The organism is Acrocarpospora sp. B8E8 (assembly GCF_039871605.1).
Lineage (GTDB): Bacteria > Actinomycetota > Actinomycetes > Streptosporangiales > Streptosporangiaceae > Acrocarpospora > Acrocarpospora macrocephala.
In genome coordinates this window covers 41,077-57,787 of record NZ_JBDPLV010000052.1, presented here as the reverse complement: position 1 = coordinate 57,787, position 16,711 = coordinate 41,077, and the positions used below count along the sequence as shown (strand labels likewise).

Sequence of the window (16,711 nt, the reverse complement as noted above, 5' to 3'; positions counted from 1 at the left end):
AATCGGCGGGGCACCAGGGAGAACGGCGTCACCAGGACGCCGGCGGGGTTTTCCGGACAGGCCGCGGCAGCGGGGCCTTCCGGCAGCGGGTCGGGCGAACAAAGCGAACGGGCGCCGCCCGTATCGTGCGTTCACACAAAAGCACCCGCTACGTACAGTCTTTTCATTGTGAAACGAGGTGAAATCCCGGTACGGGATGTCGAATAGCTCGCAGCCGGCCGACGAAAAATATCGGAATACGGAGCCGGTGGTCAGGCGATGTTCAGCTGGTAGTTCCGCGATCCCTGCCGGCCGCCGAAGTGCCCTGAACCAATTGCCGTCACGAGTTCCTCTCCCTCATCGGCCGTCACGTAGGCAAGGATAGGACTGTAGATCGACTAACGCAATATGCGCGTCCGAAATCTGAAAAACATCATTCCGTGATCGGAGTTCGGCGGAACGTGTTGAGCGATGAAATGCACTTCTCCGCTCCGGGCTCCGTGCGGTTCCGCGCATGAATGGTTCCGGAGTGTGTTTCCGAAATAGGTCCCACACCGCTCGGGAGAGCAGCCGGTCCGGCTCAGCCGCTGCCGGTCCGTCCGTCGCACGGACCGGCAGCACGGACATATACGCGTCGTCTTATCCGAACACCCTGGTACAGACGATGCCGTTGAGTTTGAACTCAGGCGGCGGGGCGTTCGTCCCGCTGTAGGTTGCCTGGAAGCCGAAGGTGGTGGCGGAGCTGGCGCCGATAATGGCGTTGTGGCCAGCGTCGCGTGCGGTCACCTGAGTGCCAGACTGGGTCAACGTGGTGTTCCAGGTGCTCGTGATCTGCTGATTGCCTGGCCAGGTCCACGTCAGGACCCAGCGGTCGATGGGAGTCGAGCCAGTGTTCGTTATGGTCACGTTGGCGGATAAACCGGTGCTCCAGACGGTGGGGGCCCAGGCGACCTGGCAGGAGGTGCCCATCTTGAGTGCGCCGCGCAGGAAAACTTCAAAGGTGTCCCAGGTGGGGTTGGGCGAGCCGACCTGTGTGGTCCCGGAGCAAAACTGGGTGGTGTAGCTGGTCTGGGTACCGAAGCGGGCGGGGTCCAGGACCCAGCTCAGGCCGTGATCCGCGCCGGGTATCGAGATGAACTGGGCGTTACCACAGCTTGTCTTGATCTTGTCGTAGAGCAGGACGCTCTGCCCGTGCGGCACCAGAAAATCGGCCTGGCCGTGCAGGAACAGCAACGGCGGGTCGTTGCTGTCAACGTAGTTGATCGGATTGGCCAGGGCCACCTGGGCGGGGCAGGTCTGGATGGCGCAGCCGATCAGGAGGGATTCGGGGGAGGCGGGAGAGTCGTGGTTCAGCCCTCCGGTCGGCAGGTTTTGCGCGTTCATCTGGAGGAAGTCGGTGGGGCTGAAGAAGGCGAGTCCCCCTTGCACGGCACTGGAGACGCCGGTCGTGCCGACGGTGCCCTCCAGCGACGAGACGCCGCCGGTCAGGGTGGCCATCTCCGTCAGCCAGCCGCCCGAGGAGGTGCCCATCATGGCGAAGCGATTGGGGTCGAGCTGGTAATCGGCGGCGTGGGCGCGCAGCCAGCGGATGGCCGCCTTGATGTCGTGCACCTGGGCCGGGAAGATCGCTTGAGAGCTGGACCGGACGCTGACGCCGGCCACCGCGAACCCCTTGGCATTGAAGGTGGCGGCAATCGCGGCCGCGCCGGTCTTGCCATCGTCGCTCGACCACGCTGAGCCACTGTGCCAGATCAGCAGCGGCCGGGGTGTGATGCCGATGCCGCTGGATGGCAGGTAAAGGTCCAGCAGGTGCCCCCTGGAGCCGGCCGGCTGTGCGGGCGCGTAGGCGATATCGCTGATCACCTCCGCGTGAGCCGGCGGCACGAGGGCGAGTGACACACCGACGGTGGCCAGCATGGTCATGACCATGCCGACGATCGAGGACGTGCGGATACGAGCATGCATGGTGTTTCTCCGGTGGTTCGGATGATCGCCGCTTCCTAGATGGCCGTCCAGATCTCCCCCGGTGCCGGGGCAGCCGCGATCAGCACGCGAGCCGTAACGCCTGTGAGAACGCACGTCCCCGTTCGAGTCCTGGCCTCGCATCGATATGGGCGAGGTGACGATATGACAGGTACGCGACAATGGTCAAAGTATTCGTCGGATCGGTCCATTCCTTATGGCGGAACAGGGAAACGCGGCTCATCTGGGACCGGAAGGGACAAAGTGCAAATAAAGGTCCAGACCATCGCAATCAAAACATGTGCCGCCCTCACGAATGAAAGTTTCAGCCTTCCTGCAGTTGATCAGGCCAGGTCAATACCGGTTGGACGATCATCACCCCGGCCCTCAGCCGGCGGTGATGATCCGCGCCTGGCGCACGAGTGCCACAATCCTTTCCTGGCACACGGTCAGTGATATCTTGGCCGCCCTGATCCGCCCAGTCGCAGGAGGATTGATGCGCAAGGTACGCGCGGTTCTCGTCTTGGTCGTTCTGGCCACCGGAATGTCGTTATCGACCGGCGCCGCCACGGCGGACGCCGAGACGCTGAACGGCGTCTTCCAGCAATACTCGGATTGCCAGCGGGTCGGAAGCTACGGCGACGACCAAGGCTGGTGGAATGACTGGAGATGCGAGTGGAGGAGCCAGTATTACTACTACTTCCTCTACGCGTGACACCGTGAAACGAATGCGCCCCCGGCTCGGGATAGGCGAGCCTGGGGGCGCGCGTCAGGCCGGCAGGACGTCACGCCGGGTTGCAAGACATCCGTGCTCGGCCTGGCACCCTTCTGCCGCAGCGGATCGGCGGCCCCGCCCACCTGACCCGATCTCATCTGGCCGGGAGCCGCGCAGGCGTCAAGCGCCGAGCGTCCGCCGCAGGGCGTCGAGGCCGCCGCTCAAGACGCGGTGGACGACGGCGATCGCTTCCTCCTCGGTGACCCCCACCGGTGTGAAGCTGCCCGACCATTCCACCCGGGATCTTTCCGGCTCGCCGGGAACCTCGTGTACAGCGATGGTGGCGCGGTAGCCCTGTACCGGGAGGGGCGGCTCGGGGGCGGAGTAGCTGTAGGTGCGGGCCCGCTCGTCGAAGTGTTCGAGGCGCTCGACGATGACGCCGCCGTCCTTGGTGGTGACCCTGCGGACGCGGCCACCCTCGAGGAGTTCGCTGCCCGTAATGGAGGGCAGCCAGTCGGGTAGCGAGTCGAAGCCGCCGATGAGCCCCCAGACGCGGCCGGGCGAGGCGGCGAGGTCGGCGGATACGGTCGTGCTAGCCATGATGATCTCCTGAAGCCGGGGGCGCTCATGCAGTGGGCACGGTGCGCCGCTTTTTCGCACGTGCACTCCTATGCGTATACGTACTCGGACCCGCAATCCAGGCTTTGCGCCACTCGGCGCAACACGGCGGCGAGACTGCCACGGTGCCGGCCTCGCGCAGCGCCAGGAGGAGGTCGCCGATGACCGGGGCGCCGGAGACCTGCGGTCGGACCCGTCCACCGCGCTCGGTCACCCACAGCGACGGGTGATCGGCGCAGCCGAACCTCGGGCGGATGTTCTCCACATAGTCGGCCACCGCCTCCACGGCCCACCCCATCACCGATGGCGACGTTGCGACGGCGGGGTGGCTGGCCTCGCTTGGCCTTGCCGTAGCGCACATGCAGCATCCCGTAGCGGCCGAACTCCGGCGCGGCCGGGTTGCTGCCACAGTCCACCACGTCGAGCTGGGAGGTCTCCGTCCGGCGCAGACCCCAGGCGTAAATGACCTTGAACAAGGTGGCGTCGCGGTAGGCGGCCAACGCGCCCTTGCGCTTGGCGCGTACGGCCCGGTCGACCTGGTCATCGGCGTAATCCAGGAACAGCTGCAACTCCTGGCGGGTGAACGGCCGCGCCTCGGGGCTGCCCTCGTAGCCGTTGAGGTGGGCGATGGTGTTCCACTCGTGACAGATTGGCACCGGGTGAACCCCAGGCCCGAACGCCACCTCGCACTCGGCCGCCCAACCGTAACGAGCGTCGGTGAGGTACTCGGTGAACAGCCGTAACTCGGTCTGGTAGTTGCGAATCGTGGACGGCGCCATACGATCCTCGCTGGTCAGCGACAGCGTCCACTCATCCACCTGGCCCGCCCGCCACTGCCAGGGATACTCATTGGTGAACTCCAGGAATCGGCGGATCAGCCGTTCACGCGGCCCGATCGTGCTCTCCCGCAGCCCGCGGCCGGTCTGCTGAGCACGCCAACCGCGCAGCATCGCATCGAACATCGCGTCCTCAGGCCGCAGCTGCACGACCCCGGACACCAGCTCCAGATGCGCGGCACCCGCCAGATCACTCCGTCCCACGGGCCCCTCCAACCCCCAGATTCACAACCGTCTAAAGGCGGGATCCTGCATCAGGCGGGAACCTCCCGCAAGCGGTTCAGGTCAAGCGGCATAGATCCCACCTCGCCCCACGCTCATCAGGCGACCTGCAGTTTCTCGCTCGTCTGATGCAATTCCCGAACCTTGCCGTAGGTGTCGATCGTCGTGGTGATCGAGGCATGCCCGAGGCATTCCTTCACCGTCTCCATTCCCGCGCCCCGGCGCAGCAGCCAGGTCGCGTAGGTGTGGCGCCACTGGTGGGGCTCGAAGTCGATCCCGCCTGCCATCGGTCAGGAACTCAACCGCCACATACCGACATCGCAAAGGATCACCGGCTTGCTACCCACCTGCGGAGATCCTCCTCGACCCCCTGGTACGCAAGGACGTTGTAGCTCATGGCTATCTCCTCTTGACCTGAGCAGGTTGAGCTCCCGAATGAGCGAACATACCCTCAGGGGGTATTACCGAGTCCGAAGTGTTCAGCCCGTGGGGTGAAACGGAAGTCCGATGTTCTCCCCCTGCATCAGCCTGTCGATTGACTGCTCCATCACCTTGCTGTCGTTCAGGCGCGGGAACGGCTCCCCGGCAGGGACGCCCACGCCCAGGAAACGGCAGAGCGGCTCCCACCCTTCCCGCACGTCGAACACCAGCAGCCGCTCAGGCGGCAGGCTCTCCTTCACCGTGGCCGTGTGCCGCTCGAACGCCGCGATGGTGTCCTTCTCGTCGGGGACCTCGCCGAAGGGCCGGTCGCTGCCCAACCCCTCCCGTTTCATGCGCTCAAGCAGCGGGCGGGTGGTCTCCATGCTCTCCACCAGACCGGCCATCTCCGGTGCCAGCTTCTCGGCCCGTAACCGCGCCGGGCCGTTGGCGATGAGCGTCCGCATGCTCGCAAACCAGGCGTGCGGGTCGCGTACCGTGAGGACCACCTTGGCCTCCGGGTACCTGGCCGCCAGCTCGCGCCAGAAGAACGAGGCCGGCCAGTCCACAGCGGAACGGAACCCCTCGAACACGTGATCCCAGTCCGGCACCGCGTCACTGGATGCCAGGGGCGCCCACCGCCGGGCGCGGTCGGGGTCGGACCCGACGTCGAACATATGGTGGCAGGGCCCGAACCCCAGCCGTTCCAGTGCCGCCTTCATCGAACTCGTACCGGTGCGCGGGAATCCCGCGCCGATCACGGTCAGCATGTCGCTCCTCCATGAGGTGTCGGCTTGCCCCCGATCATGGTGGTGCGATCATGGACCTGGCAATCCCTTCTATGATCGTCAGCCCCGAAATGTGACGTCTGGCTGCACCTGCGTGACCAAGGCCTGACGTTCCCGCTGCAAGCCAACGGGCACGTCACCGGCACCGAGGACGTCAGGCCAACCAGGCCAAGATCGGCTCCAACATCCGGCCGATGGCCCACCAGCCCGGCACCGGCGCCGTCCGGGAAGGCTGCGCGGTTGTGGCACTGGCGGCCGGCGTCTCGGCACTGACGCTGGAGCGCCGGCTGCCCGACGCCTGCCGGCTGACACCTCGCCCCCACCGGTCGCCCGCAGCAGAGGGGCGGGGGCGATAAGCGCCCGCCGGCCCCAGAACCCGTAACTCGTAGACGATCGGCATCCCCTTGGGATTGGCCTTCTTGATGAGCTGCGCGACCATCCGGCCTGGGCTCGCCGGGTCTTTCGCCATGACGTGAAGGATGCAAATCCCACGGTCGATTCGTGAAAACGAAGGGCTTGTTCCGGGGGCCGGAATGGCTCACAGCGGCGGCAGAGCCGTCGTGAAGAGGTCTTTACAGCGACAGGGCCGAGGTGTGACACTCGGGGAATCCCACGATGTAAGCGCTTCCACATCGTGGTGGGAGTGAGTGGAAGCGCTTACATTCCGAAGAGGTCCCGCGTGGCGAACAGTGACGAGAGCGCGACGATCTACCAGGTCGCGCAACGGGCCGGCGTGTCCATCGCCACCGTGTCCCGGGCGTTGCGCGGCACGGGGCCGGTCGCCGCCAAGACTCGGGAGCGGGTGCTGCGCGCCGTCGAGGAGCTGCGCTTCACCCCCAGCCGCCTGGGCGTCTCGCTGGCCTCCGGCCGCCACGCCGCCAACGGCATCGTCTTCCCCGACCTGTCGGGGCCGTACTTCGCGGAGGTGCTGCTCGGCTACGAGGAGGTCGCCTCCGAGCTGGGCCGGTCGGTGATCATCCTCTCCACCCGGGGCAGGGCCGCCGTGCCCGACCTGGTCCGCGACCTGTCCCGCCGGGTGGACGGCATGGTCATCTTCGGCCAGACGGTACGGGACGACGTGGTCGCCGAGATCGTCGACTCCGGCCTGCCGCTGGTGATGATCGCCCGTGACGCGGTCGCCGGCGCCGACGTGGTGGCCAGCGAGAACACCGTGTCGGCGGCCCGGCTGGCCGGCCACCTGCTCGGCCACGGCTACCGGCGCATCGCGCTGGCCGGAGGCCACGACAACGGCGACATCACCCAGCGGTGGACGTCCGTCGGCCAGGTCCTCAGCGAGCACGGTCTCACCCCGCCCGAGCCGTCCCCCTGCGAGTTCACCGTCGAGGGCGGGCACGCCCTCGGCCGCTACCTGCTTTCCGGCCCCCGGCCCGAGGCGATCGTCTGCGCCGACGACCAGGTGGCCCTCGGCGTGATCCTGGCCGCCGAGGAGCTCGGCCTGTCCGTGCCCGGTGACGTCGCGGTCACCGGGTGGGACGACATCATGGCCGCCCGGCACGCCCGTCCCGCGCTCACCACCGTCCGGCAGCCGATGCGGGACCTCGGCGCCCGCGCCGCCCGCGCCCTGGACGAGCTGATCACCGGCGCCCGGGACGCCCCACGCTCGCAAGTCACCCCCACCGAGCTCGTCATCAGAGCGAGCTGCGGTACGCACCCCCTGGAGGAAGCGTGAAGAGGTTCGTCATCGGAGTGGCCGCGGTGGGCCTGCTCGCCGCCGCGTGCGGCAGGAGCGCCGACGCCCCCGCGGAACAGGCCAAGGACGTCGACGTCAACAAGGCCACCGGCGAGGTCACCGTGTGGGCGATGGGCGCCGAGGGGGAGGCGCTCGGCGCGTTCGCCAAGGAGTTCGAGGCGGCCAACCCCGGCATCACCGTCAAGGTGACCCCGCTCGGCTGGGACGTCGCCCACGACAAGATCACCGCCGCCATCGCCGGAAACGCCACCCCCGACGTCTCGATGCTGGGCAGCACCTGGATGGGCGAGATGGCCAAGACCGGCGCCCTGGAACCGACCCCCGGCAACCTCATCGACAAGTCCGTGTTCTTCCCCGGCGCCTGGGGCACCGGCGAGGTCGGCGGCACCGCGTACGGCGTGCCCTGGTACGTGGAGACCCGCGCCTTCTACTACCGCACCGACCTGGCCGAGAAGGCCGGGGTCAAGCCTCCCGCCACCTGGGCGGAGACCACGGCCTTCGTCAAGGCGCTGAAGGACAAGGCAGGCGCCGAGCTCGGCGTGGAGCAGAACTTCAAGCAGGGCTCCTGGCAGGAGGTGGTCCCGCTGGTCTGGCAGGCGGGCGGCGACATCTCCGCCGCCGGCAAGTGGACGCTGGACACACCCGAGATGGTCAGCGCGCTCACCCACTACTCCTCCTTCTTCTCCGGCGGCCTGTCCGCCACCGACCAGCCGACCGGCGCGTTCCCGCAGACGTTCGTGAAGGGCGAGGTCGGGGCGTTCTACTCCGGGCCGTGGATGATCGCCGGGATGGAGAAGGAGGGCGGCGCGGGCTTCGCCGACAAGTTCGCCGTCGCGCCGTACCCGAAGGGCAGCGCCGGCGGGACCAGCGTCATCGGCGGAAGCAACATGGTGGTCTTCAAGAGCGCCAAGAGCCGGGATGCGGCCTGGAAGTTCCTCCAGTGGCTGACCGATCCGAAGGTGCAGGCGAACTGGTTCGGCAAGGTGAGCGCGCTGCCCAGCGTGCAGGCCGCCTGGCAGGAGCCCGCGCTCACCGCCGACCAGCGGGTGGGGGTCTTCGGCGAGCAGCTCAAGGACGCCAAATCGGCGCCGGCCGTGCCGACCTGGGAGCAGGTCGCGAAGGTGATGGAGACCGAGATCGAGAAGCTCGCGCTGGGCAAGCAGTCGGCCGCGGAGGCGGCCAAGGCGATGCAGGCGCAGGCGGAGGCGATCGGGACCGGGGCCTGATCATGGTGGCCACCGTGGCGGCTCGAACAGTAGGGGTGGCCACGCCGCGCCCGCTTCGCCGTACCGGGATCGCCTGGTTGTTCGTGGCGCCGTTCGTGGTGGTCTTCGCGGTGTTCTGGGCGGGGCCGCTGCTGGTGGGGCTCGGGATGAGCTTCACCGACATGCGCAGCACCGACGTGCGGGATCCGCTGGGCGTGGACCTGGTCGGCCTGCGGAACTACCTGCGGCTGTTCGACGACGAGCTGATGCGCAAGGCGGCGGTCAACACGCTGGTGTTCGTGGTCACCGCGCTGCCGCTGACGCTGGGTCTCGGCCTGGCGGCGGCGGTGGCGCTGAACTCCGGGATCGCGCGGCTGCCCGCGGTGTTCTTCCGGCTGGGGTACTACCTGCCCTACATCACCAGCATCATCGGCATCGCGGTGGCCTGGCGGTTCCTGCTCGATCCCGACGCGGGGCCGGTCAACCAGCTGCTGGCGGCGGTCGGCGTGGACGGGCCCTCGTGGCTGGCCGACGAGTCGCTGGCGCTGCCGGTGATCATCGTGATGACCGCCTGGCGGAGTTTCGGGTTCGACATGGTCATCCTGCTGGCCGCCCTGCAGGGCATTCCGAAGGAGCTGTACGAGGCCGCAGAGGTGGACGGCGCGGGGCGCTGGGAGCGGTTCCGGTGGGTCACCGTGCCGATGCTGCGACCGGCGTTGCTGTTCTGCACGGTGTACAGCTCGATCGGGTTCACCCAGTTCATGGAGGAGCCGCTGGTGATGACCCGGGGCGGCCCCGCGGGGGCGACCACGTCGGCGTCGCTGGCCATCTACAACCAGTTCGGGTCCGGAAATTTCGGTTATGCGGGAGCGGCGGCCACCGTGTTGTTCACCGTGATCGCGGCGCTGGCGTTCCTCCAGTTCCGGCTGGGGAGGTCGCGATGACGCGCCGGGTGTGGACCTACGCGGGCCTGGCCGTCGGCCTGGTGCTGGTCGCCTTCCCGTTCGGGTGGACGCTGCTCGCCTCGGTCAAGCCGGAGAGCGAGATCCGCCGCGACCCGCCGACGTTCCTGCCCGACCAGTGGACGTTCGGCAACTACGCGGGGCTCTTCGAGCGTACCCAGATGGATCAGGCGTTCCTCAACAGCACCGTGGTCGCGCTGGCGGCCGTGGCGGGCAACCTGCTCTTCTGCTCGATGGTCGGGTACGCCTTCGCCAAGTTGCCGTTCCGGGGCAGGAACGTGCTGTTCGGCCTGGTGCTGGTGCAGATGATGGTTCCGGCGATCGTGGTGATGATCCCGCAGTTCGTGCTGATCGCCAGGTTCGGGCTGGTCAACACGTTCCTGGGGATCATCCTGCCGACCGTCGTGACGCCGCTCGGGATCTTCCTGATGCGGCAGTTCATCGCCGACATCCCGGACGAACTCGTGCACGCCGCCCGGGTGGACGGCGCCCGGGAGTTCCGGATCTTCTTCCAGATCGTCCTGCCCCTCTGCAAGCCCGCGCTCGCCACGCTCGGCCTGATCACCTTCTTCACCTCGTGGAACGCGTTCATCTGGCCGGCCGTGGTGGCACAGAGCGAGGACATGTACACCCTGCCGGTCGCCCTGGCGATCTTCAACAACGCCCAGGCCACCCAGTACGGCCTGGTCATCGCGGGCGCCGTAGTGGTGGTCCTCCCCATCCTCGTGATCTTCCTCTTCCTGCAGCGCTACTTCGTGCAGGGCACCACATTCACCGGTCTGAAATAACGGGAAGTATCCATGCGAACTCGCTTATCGGCCGCTCTCGCGGCCTGCCTAGTCCTGCTCCCTGCCGCGCCCGCCGCCGCCTCCTCCGAGAAGAGAACCCTCGAAGGGTACGCACGGGACACCTGGCGCTCGATGACCGCGATGGTGGATCCCGCCACCGGCATCCCCGCCGACAAGATCGAGGGCACCCTCTCCCCCGCGACCCGGGCCAAGGTCACCTCCCCCACCAACATCGCCACCTACCTGTGGAGCACGGTCGCCGCCCGCGACATCGGGCTGATCCGCAGGTCCGAGGCGCTCACCCGGGTGACCCGGGTGATCCGCGCGGTCGAACGGCTGGAGCGGCACGCGCCCACCGGCCAGTTCTACAACTGGTACGACCCAAACACCCTCGCCCTGGTCCGCACCTGGCCGGAGAGCGGCTCGGTGGTCGAGCCGTTCGCCTCCAGCGTCGACAACGGCTGGCTCGCGGCGGCGCTGATGATGCTCCGCACGGCCGTGCCCGAGGTCGCCGCGCGGGCGAACGCGCTGGTCACTGGCATGGACTTCCGCTCTTACTACGACCCGGCCGCCCAGCCGGACACCGGCCTGCTGCGCGGCGGCTTCTGGCCCGCCCAGCCGTCGGGCTGCTCGGTGGCGAGCGACTACAACGGCTCCGGCACCACGGTCTACTCCACCTGCCACCACTACGGCGCGCTCACCGAGACCCGGATCACCTCCTACGTCGGCATCGCCCTCGGCCAGCTCCCCAAGAACCACTATTTCGGCATGTGGCGGACATTCCCGGATACGTGTGACTGGTCGTGGCCGGAGCAGAAACCGGTCGGGGTCTGGGAGACCCACCAGGGCGTGAACGTCTTCGAGGGCACGTACGGCTACCGCGGCCTGCGCCTGGTCCCCACCTGGGGCGGCAGCATGTTCGAGGCGCTCATGGTCCCGCAACTCGTCCCCGAGGACACCTGGGGCGCCCGCAGCTGGGGCCGCAACCACCCGATCTACGTGGCCGCCCAGCGCGCCCACGGCCTCGACGACGCCAAATACGGCTACTGGGGCTTCTCCCCCAGCAACAACCCGGCCGGCGGCTACCGCGAGTACGGCGTGGACGCCATCGGCATGGACACCGACGGCTACACCTCCGACCAGGAACGCACCTCCGTCGACTACGGCTTCGGCGACTGCCGCCCCGGCAAACCGGAACCCGCCTCCTACGGCGACGGCGTGGTCACCCCGCACGCCTCCTTCCTGGCCCTGCGCTACGCGCCCGCGCAGGCGCTGGACAACCTCGCCAAGATCAAAGCCGACTTCGACGCGTACGGACCCGGCGGCTTCTACGACGCGGTCGCGGTGCGCAGCGGGCAGGTGGCCAAGCAGTACCTGGCGCTCGACCAGGGGATGATCATGATTGCCCTCGGCAACGCGCTGAGCCGGGACGCGCTGCGCGGGTACTTCGCCACGCCGAAGGTCAAGGCCGTCCTGGCGCCGCTGCTCGCCGAGGAATCCTGGAACGTGTCCAACTAGTCACCTAGATCGGGGAGAAATATGAGCACGGCCGAGTCCGCACGACGCGACTGGCTGAACCGCATCTACCGGCCGTCCGGGGAGGTGGCGGGGCCCGCGTTGCCGGACCTCGCCGCCCCCTCGGGGGTGCGGGCCAGGTCGGGGCGCGGGCACGTCACGGTGAGCTGGGATCCGGTGCCGGGGGCGATCGGCTACCTGGTCGAGCGGGCGTCCGAGGCGGCGGGGCCGTACCGGTCCGTCGAGCAGCCGGACGTGGATGTGCCGGCCGTGCCGGGGACCCGGTTCGTGGACACCTTCGCGGCCGCCGCCTGGTACCGGGTGGCGGCGGTCGCGACGGTGGACGCGGCCGGGCCGTTCAGCTCCCCGGTGTCCGTCTCATCGGGGGCGGGCACCGGGGAGGTGTCGGTGGAGGTGGACGCGTCGCGGGTGATCGGCCCGGTCGGGCGCCCCTGGGCGTACATGATCGGGTCGGAGCACCTGTCCCACCTGCTGTCGGACGAGACGGTCGGCGGGCGGCCGATCGGCGCGGAGCTGTTCACGGCGCTGCGCGTCATGCGGGAGGAGCTAGGCGTGCGCACGGTCCGCGCGCACGCCATCCTCTGCGACGATCTCGGCGTCTACCGGGAGGTCGACGGCGAACCCGTGCACGACTTCCGCAAGGTGGACGAGGTCTACGACCGCATCATGGCCATCGGGCTGCGGCCGATCGTCGAGCTCTCCTTCATGCCCCGCGACCTGGCCGCCGATCCGGATAAAACCGTCTTCGGCTACCAGGCGATCATCTCCCCGCCGAAGGACTACGACCGCTGGGGCGACCTGGTCCGCGCCCTCGTCCGCCACCTCGCCGACCGGTACGGCCTGCAGGAGCTCATCGACAACTGGGCGTTCGAGGTATGGAACGAACCCAACCTGGAGGTCTTCTGGAGCGGCACTCCGGAGGAGTTCTTCCGCCTGTACGACGTCTCCGCCGCCGCCGTGAAGGACGTCCACCCGGAGCTCCGCGTCGGCGGCCCGTCCTCGGCCGCCGACGGCTGGGTCCAGGAACTCCTCGACCACGTGCACCGCTCGGGCGCGGCCCTCGACTTCCTCTCCACCCACACCTACGGCAACGCGCCGCTGGACTGGCGGCCCGCGCTGGCCCGGCACGGCAGGGCGGGCACTCCCATCTGGTGGACCGAGTGGGGCCCCACCCCCACCCACTTCCACGGCATCGGCGACGGCCCCTTCGGCGCGACCTTCCTGCTGCACGGCATGCGATCGGCGGCAGGGCGGCTGGCCGCGCTGGCCCACTGGGTGGCCTCTGACCACTTCGAGGAACTCGGCCGCCCGCCCGCCCTCTTCCACGGCGGCTTCGGCCTGCTCACGGTCGGCAACCTACGCAAACCCCGCTACTTCGCGCTGTCCCTGGCCAACCGGCTGGGCGAGCACGAACTCGCGCACACCCTCACCGGCGACCTGGGCGGCGTCGAGATCTGGCCCGCGCTCGCCGCCGACGGCACCATCGGACTCCTGATCTGGAACGGCACCCTCAACCAGTCCCAGGCGGGCGGCGACCCCGCCCTCACCCGGGATGTCACGCTGACCCTGACCAACCTGCCCGAAAACTCCTACACCTTCACCCACCACCGGATCGACCTGACACACTCCAACATCCAGTCCGCCTGGCCGAACGGCACACCATGGCCGGACACCCACCAGTGGGCGGCCCTCCACGAGGCCAACACACTCGACGAGTTCACCCCGCCACAAACCGTCGAAGGGGAAACGGTGACCCTCACCTTCCCCCTCCCGATGCCCGGCGTCTCCTACCTGGAGCTACGCGCCGAGCACCGCTCGCTGACCCGCTGACGCAGGCGCCCGGCCCGCTGGGAGGACCGGAGCCGCCCGCCTGATGGTCCCGGCCGGCCAGGCGTTGCTGTTGGCATCCCAGATCTGCAGGCGGGTGCCGCTGGCGGTGCTGCCGCCGGGAACGTCCAGGACGCGGCCCGACTGCGGGTTGCGGAGCTGGCCGGTGCCGAGGCTCTGCCACTGCTGGGCGCCGGATCCGTTGCAATCCCAGATCTGGATCGGGGTGCCGTTCGCGCTGACCGGACAGCCAGTTGCGGCCGGTCAGGCTCGCGAAGTAGTTGATCACGTCAGTACGCGTCACTCCCGGAGGAGCCGGAGGCGCCGCCACGGCCGGAGAGGCACCGCCGAGCGCCGCCGTGGCGGCCAGGACGATGGCCGATAAGGCCCTCAGGAATTCGGACGGGAAAGCGTCTGGACATGGGCCGGTGTCCCTTCGGTGGAGGACGGATACCGCCGAGTAACTGTAGCGTTTTAGTTCATCCTTGCGTCGGGACGCTAGAAGGGACCCGCGCCACTGTCAAGAGTCCTAACTGAAGATGGACGGGCTCGTGAGCGTCGCGCACGGAGGGTGAGATCCGGTGTTCACGCAGGTGAAGGCGACGGGTCCGCCGCGACGTTTTCAGGCGCGAGGTGGTGCCGTCGAACGGCGCGGGACCAGGCTGGGTGGTTGCCTGGCGTGGGACTCGTGTTCGACGCCGTTCATCACGTCGAACAGGGCGTTGGTGACCTCGGCGCCGAACGCGTGGATGTCGTGGCTCATCGCCGACAGCGCCGGGCGCGTGAGCTGGCACAACTGTGAGTCGTCCCAGGCCAGCAAGGACAGGTCCGCGGGAACCGACAGGCCGAACTCGTCCACGACGTTCAGCGCGGCGACCGCCATGAGGTCGTTGTCGAAGATGATCGCGGTGGGGCGTCTGGGCTCGAGCAGCAGCCGGCGGACTGCCCTGCTGCCCTGTCCGGCGGAGAAGTCGGCGACCTCGGTCTGGCCTTCGATGCCCAGTTCGCTCACGACTTCCTCGAACGCCGCGGTCCGGATCACCGAGTGACCGAGTTCGGCCAGGCCGGAGACGCGTCCGATGCGGCGATGGCCCAGCGCGGCCAGGTAGCGCACGGCCTCCCGGATCGCGGCGTCATCGTCGGTCCAGACGCAGGTGAACGGTCCGGCCAGTGACGGGTGCCCGACGGCGACCGCCGGCAATCCGATCTCGGCGAGCGCCGGAATGCGAGGATCATCGACTTTCAGGTCGACCAGGATGCTGCCGTTGACCCGTCCACCCTGCCACCACTCGCGGTGCACTTCGATCTCCTCGTCAGCCTCGATCACCCGCAGCAGCAACGAGCACCCGCGCTTGCCGAGCACGCTCTCGATCCCGGAGATGAACTCCATGTAGAACGGCTCGAGCCCGAGCAGCCGGGCCGGCCGCGCGATGGCGAGACCGACCGTGTGCACCGCGTGCCCGGACAGCGCGGCGGCGGCCAGATTCGGACGCCAGCCCAGGTCGCGGGCCGCTTTCAGGATGCGCTCCTTGGTGGCCGCCGACACGCCGGGCCGATCGTGCAACGCGATCGTCACCGCCGATGGCGACACCCCGGCCAGCGCGGCAACATCCTTGATCGTCGCCCTGCGATCCCTGCGGGCCGCACCCATCTCCGTCACAACGACCGCCTTCTGACACCAGAGCAGGGTCGCGTTCGGCCCCGATCGAGGTCAATGTACCCGCTCGCCGACTGCAAGGTGCGAGTAGATGCCCATCCCTGGCGTACGCTCCGGCCGACTCTCAGACCCGAACAGCCCGGCCAAGAGGCCCAGCCGTTCCCGAGCAAGTGCACTGTAACGATCTATGGACAGACCGAAATATCGAACTTATGGTGAGCCGGCGCGCCTGCGACCGCACGAAGGGAAGCCCATGCCTCACGACCCCATGACGACCTTTCCCGCGCACTTCCGCTGGGGAGTGGCGACCTCGGCATGCACGCCCCCGGACGCCGTGACCGCACCGCCGCCATGCACGCCGTCCACCACCTGCTGCTCGCCCACGGCACAGCCGTCGACCGCATGCGTAGCGCCGACGGCGACCAGCGTTTCGGCATCACCCTCAACCTGACCCCGGCGATCCCGCGGACCGAGGCCGACGTCGAGACCGCCCGCCGCGCCGACGGCTTCGGCATCCGCATGTACCTGGACCCGCCGCTGCGCGGCCACTACCCGTCCGACACCCTCGCCGACCTGGCCGACCTGGCCGACGAGGGCATCACGCTGCCAGTGGAACCGGGCGACCTGACCGCCATCGCCACACCGCTGGACGTGCTCGGCGTGAACTACTACTTCACCGAGACCGTACGGGCCGACGGCGCGGCCGTCCGGACCGGGCCGACGACCGCGCTCGGCTGGCCGGTCACGCCCCCGGGGCTGACCGACCTGCTGGTCCGCCTGCACCGCGGTCGGTTCGGCGAGTTGTGACCTGGCCGCCAACGACGCGCTCGCCACGACGAAGGAGCCGTGGGCCGCCGGGCAGGAGCTCAACGTCATCGACACCCTCCTGTTCGACATCGTCAAGAACGGCCTGTCGGAGGCCGACCCGAACACGACGAACTGGGAGAACTCCAAGAACCTGATCGCCACCGGCAAGATCGCCACGATGTGGCTCGGCTCGTGGGCGGTCGTGCAGATGCGGGACGCGGCCACGAAGGCGGGCGGCAACCCCGACGACATCGGCTTCATGCCGTTCCCGGCGCAGGTCGACGGCCATTTCTGCACCGCCGTCCGCCCCGACTACCAGTACGCGATCAATGTGCACAGCGAGAACAAACCGGCGGCGCGGGCGTGGATCGAGTGGTTCATCACCAAGTCCGGTGACGCGCAGAAGGCACTGTCGATCTCGTCGGTCAAGGGGGCTCCGCTGCCTAGCAGCCTGCAGCCCTTCCAGGACGCGGGCGTCAAGTTCGTCAGCCTGAGCTGGGCGAAGAACACGACGGTCCTGGACATCGACAAGGCGTCAGAGGTGGGTCTGGGCGCGCCCGACTACCGCCAGCGCGTGGTCGACGTCGCCCGCGGCGCGGCCGAGGGCGACCTGCCCGGCATCTTCGCCGACCTCAACAAGAAGTGGTCCGAGGCCCAGGCCACCATCGGCGGCTGACCTGC

At 68.4% G+C, this 16,711-nt stretch carries 16 protein-coding genes and 1 pseudogene; 9 read left to right on the top strand and 8 right to left on the bottom strand.

What is annotated here, in order from left to right; all coding sequences use genetic code 11:
• Positions 1-618 precede the first annotated feature (618 nt).
• On the bottom strand, positions 619-1,902 hold the full coding sequence (locus ABGB08_RS37585; RefSeq protein ID WP_347600739.1) for a cellulose binding domain-containing protein: 1,284 nt from the start codon (positions 1,900-1,902) through the stop codon (positions 619-621).
• A 535-nt stretch (positions 1,903-2,437) separates the two neighbouring features.
• Between ABGB08_RS37585 and ABGB08_RS37580 the strand changes: the two genes are divergently transcribed.
• Positions 2,438-2,656, top strand: coding sequence for a hypothetical protein (locus ABGB08_RS37580; protein ID WP_347600737.1), 219 nt, complete (start codon positions 2,438-2,440; stop codon positions 2,654-2,656).
• Between the two features lie 180 nt (positions 2,657-2,836).
• Here the strand turns inward: ABGB08_RS37580 and ABGB08_RS37575 are convergent, their stop codons facing one another.
• The 5 genes from ABGB08_RS37575 to ABGB08_RS37555 all read right to left on the bottom strand — a co-directional run bounded on the left by ABGB08_RS37575 (position 2,837) and on the right by ABGB08_RS37555 (position 6,006).
• The gene (locus tag ABGB08_RS37575; RefSeq protein WP_347600735.1) at positions 2,837-3,256 is read right to left on the bottom strand and encodes an SRPBCC family protein; all 420 of its coding nucleotides are present in this window, start codon (positions 3,254-3,256) and stop codon (positions 2,837-2,839) included.
• A gap of 68 nt (positions 3,257-3,324) precedes the next feature.
• The gene (locus ABGB08_RS37570; RefSeq protein ID WP_347600733.1) at positions 3,325-4,314 is read right to left on the bottom strand and encodes a hypothetical protein; all 990 of its coding nucleotides are present in this window, start codon (positions 4,312-4,314) and stop codon (positions 3,325-3,327) included.
• A 116-nt stretch (positions 4,315-4,430) separates the two neighbouring features.
• Entirely contained in the window at positions 4,431-4,619 is a 189-nt protein-coding gene (locus ABGB08_RS37565) for a tyrosine-type recombinase/integrase (protein ID WP_347600731.1), read from the bottom strand.
• Positions 4,620-4,811: 192 nt separating this feature from the next.
• Complete coding sequence (locus tag ABGB08_RS37560; protein WP_347600730.1) at positions 4,812-5,519, bottom strand: sulfotransferase family protein; 708 nt, start codon at positions 5,517-5,519, stop codon at positions 4,812-4,814.
• A gap of 172 nt (positions 5,520-5,691) precedes the next feature.
• Positions 5,692-6,006, bottom strand: a complete 315-nt coding sequence (locus ABGB08_RS37555) for a hypothetical protein (RefSeq protein WP_347600729.1) — start codon at positions 6,004-6,006, stop codon at positions 5,692-5,694.
• A 210-nt stretch (positions 6,007-6,216) separates the two neighbouring features.
• Between ABGB08_RS37555 and ABGB08_RS37550 the strand changes: the two genes are divergently transcribed.
• From ABGB08_RS37550 to ABGB08_RS37525, 6 genes are read left to right on the top strand one after another with little or no spacing between them, the layout of a single operon-like run.
• Complete coding sequence (locus ABGB08_RS37550; RefSeq protein ID WP_347600728.1) at positions 6,217-7,227, top strand: LacI family DNA-binding transcriptional regulator; 1,011 nt, start codon at positions 6,217-6,219, stop codon at positions 7,225-7,227.
• Positions 7,224-8,474, top strand: a complete 1,251-nt coding sequence (locus ABGB08_RS37545) for a sugar ABC transporter substrate-binding protein (RefSeq protein WP_347600727.1) — start codon at positions 7,224-7,226, stop codon at positions 8,472-8,474. Before ABGB08_RS37550 ends, ABGB08_RS37545 begins: the two co-directional genes overlap by 4 nt.
• Before the next feature lie 14 nt (positions 8,475-8,488).
• Positions 8,489-9,397, top strand: coding sequence for a sugar ABC transporter permease (locus ABGB08_RS37540; protein WP_347600726.1), 909 nt, complete (start codon positions 8,489-8,491; stop codon positions 9,395-9,397).
• Complete coding sequence (locus tag ABGB08_RS37535; protein ID WP_347600725.1) at positions 9,394-10,203, top strand: carbohydrate ABC transporter permease; 810 nt, start codon at positions 9,394-9,396, stop codon at positions 10,201-10,203. The genes ABGB08_RS37540 and ABGB08_RS37535 overlap by 4 nt, the downstream gene beginning before the upstream one ends.
• Positions 10,204-10,215: 12 nt before the next feature.
• Positions 10,216-11,721, top strand: a complete 1,506-nt coding sequence (locus tag ABGB08_RS37530; RefSeq protein WP_347600723.1) for a glucoamylase family protein — start codon at positions 10,216-10,218, stop codon at positions 11,719-11,721.
• Positions 11,722-11,742: 21 nt separating this feature from the next.
• Positions 11,743-13,569, top strand: a complete 1,827-nt coding sequence (locus ABGB08_RS37525) for a glycosyl hydrolase (RefSeq protein WP_347600721.1) — start codon at positions 11,743-11,745, stop codon at positions 13,567-13,569.
• On the opposite strand, the pseudogene ABGB08_RS37520 reads toward ABGB08_RS37525, so the two are convergent.
• Both ABGB08_RS37520 and ABGB08_RS37515 read right to left on the bottom strand, forming a co-directional pair.
• Positions 13,537-13,794, bottom strand: a pseudogene (locus ABGB08_RS37520) (RICIN domain-containing protein); the annotation flags it as partial. The gene ABGB08_RS37525 and the pseudogene ABGB08_RS37520 overlap by 33 nt on opposite strands.
• Before the next feature lie 394 nt (positions 13,795-14,188).
• Positions 14,189-15,217: a LacI family DNA-binding transcriptional regulator gene (locus tag ABGB08_RS37515; RefSeq protein ID WP_347600783.1), complete on the bottom strand. Its 1,029-nt coding sequence runs from the start codon at positions 15,215-15,217 to the stop codon at positions 14,189-14,191.
• A gap of 321 nt (positions 15,218-15,538) precedes the next feature.
• On the opposite strand from ABGB08_RS37515, the gene ABGB08_RS37510 reads away from it, so the two are divergent.
• Complete coding sequence (locus ABGB08_RS37510) at positions 15,539-16,030, top strand: family 1 glycosylhydrolase (RefSeq protein WP_347600719.1); 492 nt, start codon at positions 15,539-15,541, stop codon at positions 16,028-16,030.
• Between the two features lies 1 nt (position 16,031).
• Complete coding sequence (locus ABGB08_RS37505) at positions 16,032-16,706, top strand: extracellular solute-binding protein (RefSeq protein ID WP_347600781.1); 675 nt, start codon at positions 16,032-16,034, stop codon at positions 16,704-16,706.
• Positions 16,707-16,711 lie beyond the last annotated feature (5 nt).

Excerpts from the sequence above, each read along its gene's own strand:
- ABGB08_RS37535 (WP_347600725.1), top strand. The coding sequence starts at position 9,394 with ATGACGCGCCGGGTGTGGACCTACGCGGGCCTGGCCGTCGGCCTGGTG.
- ABGB08_RS37525 (WP_347600721.1), top strand. The coding sequence starts at position 11,743 with ATGAGCACGGCCGAGTCCGCACGACGCGACTGGCTGAACCGCATCTAC.
- ABGB08_RS37560 (WP_347600730.1), bottom strand. The coding sequence starts at position 5,519 with ATGCTGACCGTGATCGGCGCGGGATTCCCGCGCACCGGTACGAGTTCG.
- ABGB08_RS37555 (WP_347600729.1), bottom strand. The coding sequence starts at position 6,006 with ATGGCGAAAGACCCGGCGAGCCCAGGCCGGATGGTCGCGCAGCTCATC.
- ABGB08_RS37530 (WP_347600723.1), top strand. The coding sequence starts at position 10,216 with ATGCGAACTCGCTTATCGGCCGCTCTCGCGGCCTGCCTAGTCCTGCTC.
- ABGB08_RS37585 (WP_347600739.1), bottom strand. The coding sequence starts at position 1,902 with ATGACCATGCTGGCCACCGTCGGTGTGTCACTCGCCCTCGTGCCGCCG.
- ABGB08_RS37565 (WP_347600731.1), bottom strand. The coding sequence starts at position 4,619 with ATGGCAGGCGGGATCGACTTCGAGCCCCACCAGTGGCGCCACACCTAC.
- ABGB08_RS37510 (WP_347600719.1), top strand. The coding sequence starts at position 15,539 with ATGCACGCCCCCGGACGCCGTGACCGCACCGCCGCCATGCACGCCGTC.
- ABGB08_RS37580 (WP_347600737.1), top strand. The coding sequence starts at position 2,438 with ATGCGCAAGGTACGCGCGGTTCTCGTCTTGGTCGTTCTGGCCACCGGA.
- ABGB08_RS37515 (WP_347600783.1), bottom strand. The coding sequence starts at position 15,217 with ATGGGTGCGGCCCGCAGGGATCGCAGGGCGACGATCAAGGATGTTGCC.
- ABGB08_RS37575 (WP_347600735.1), bottom strand. The coding sequence starts at position 3,256 with ATGGCTAGCACGACCGTATCCGCCGACCTCGCCGCCTCGCCCGGCCGC.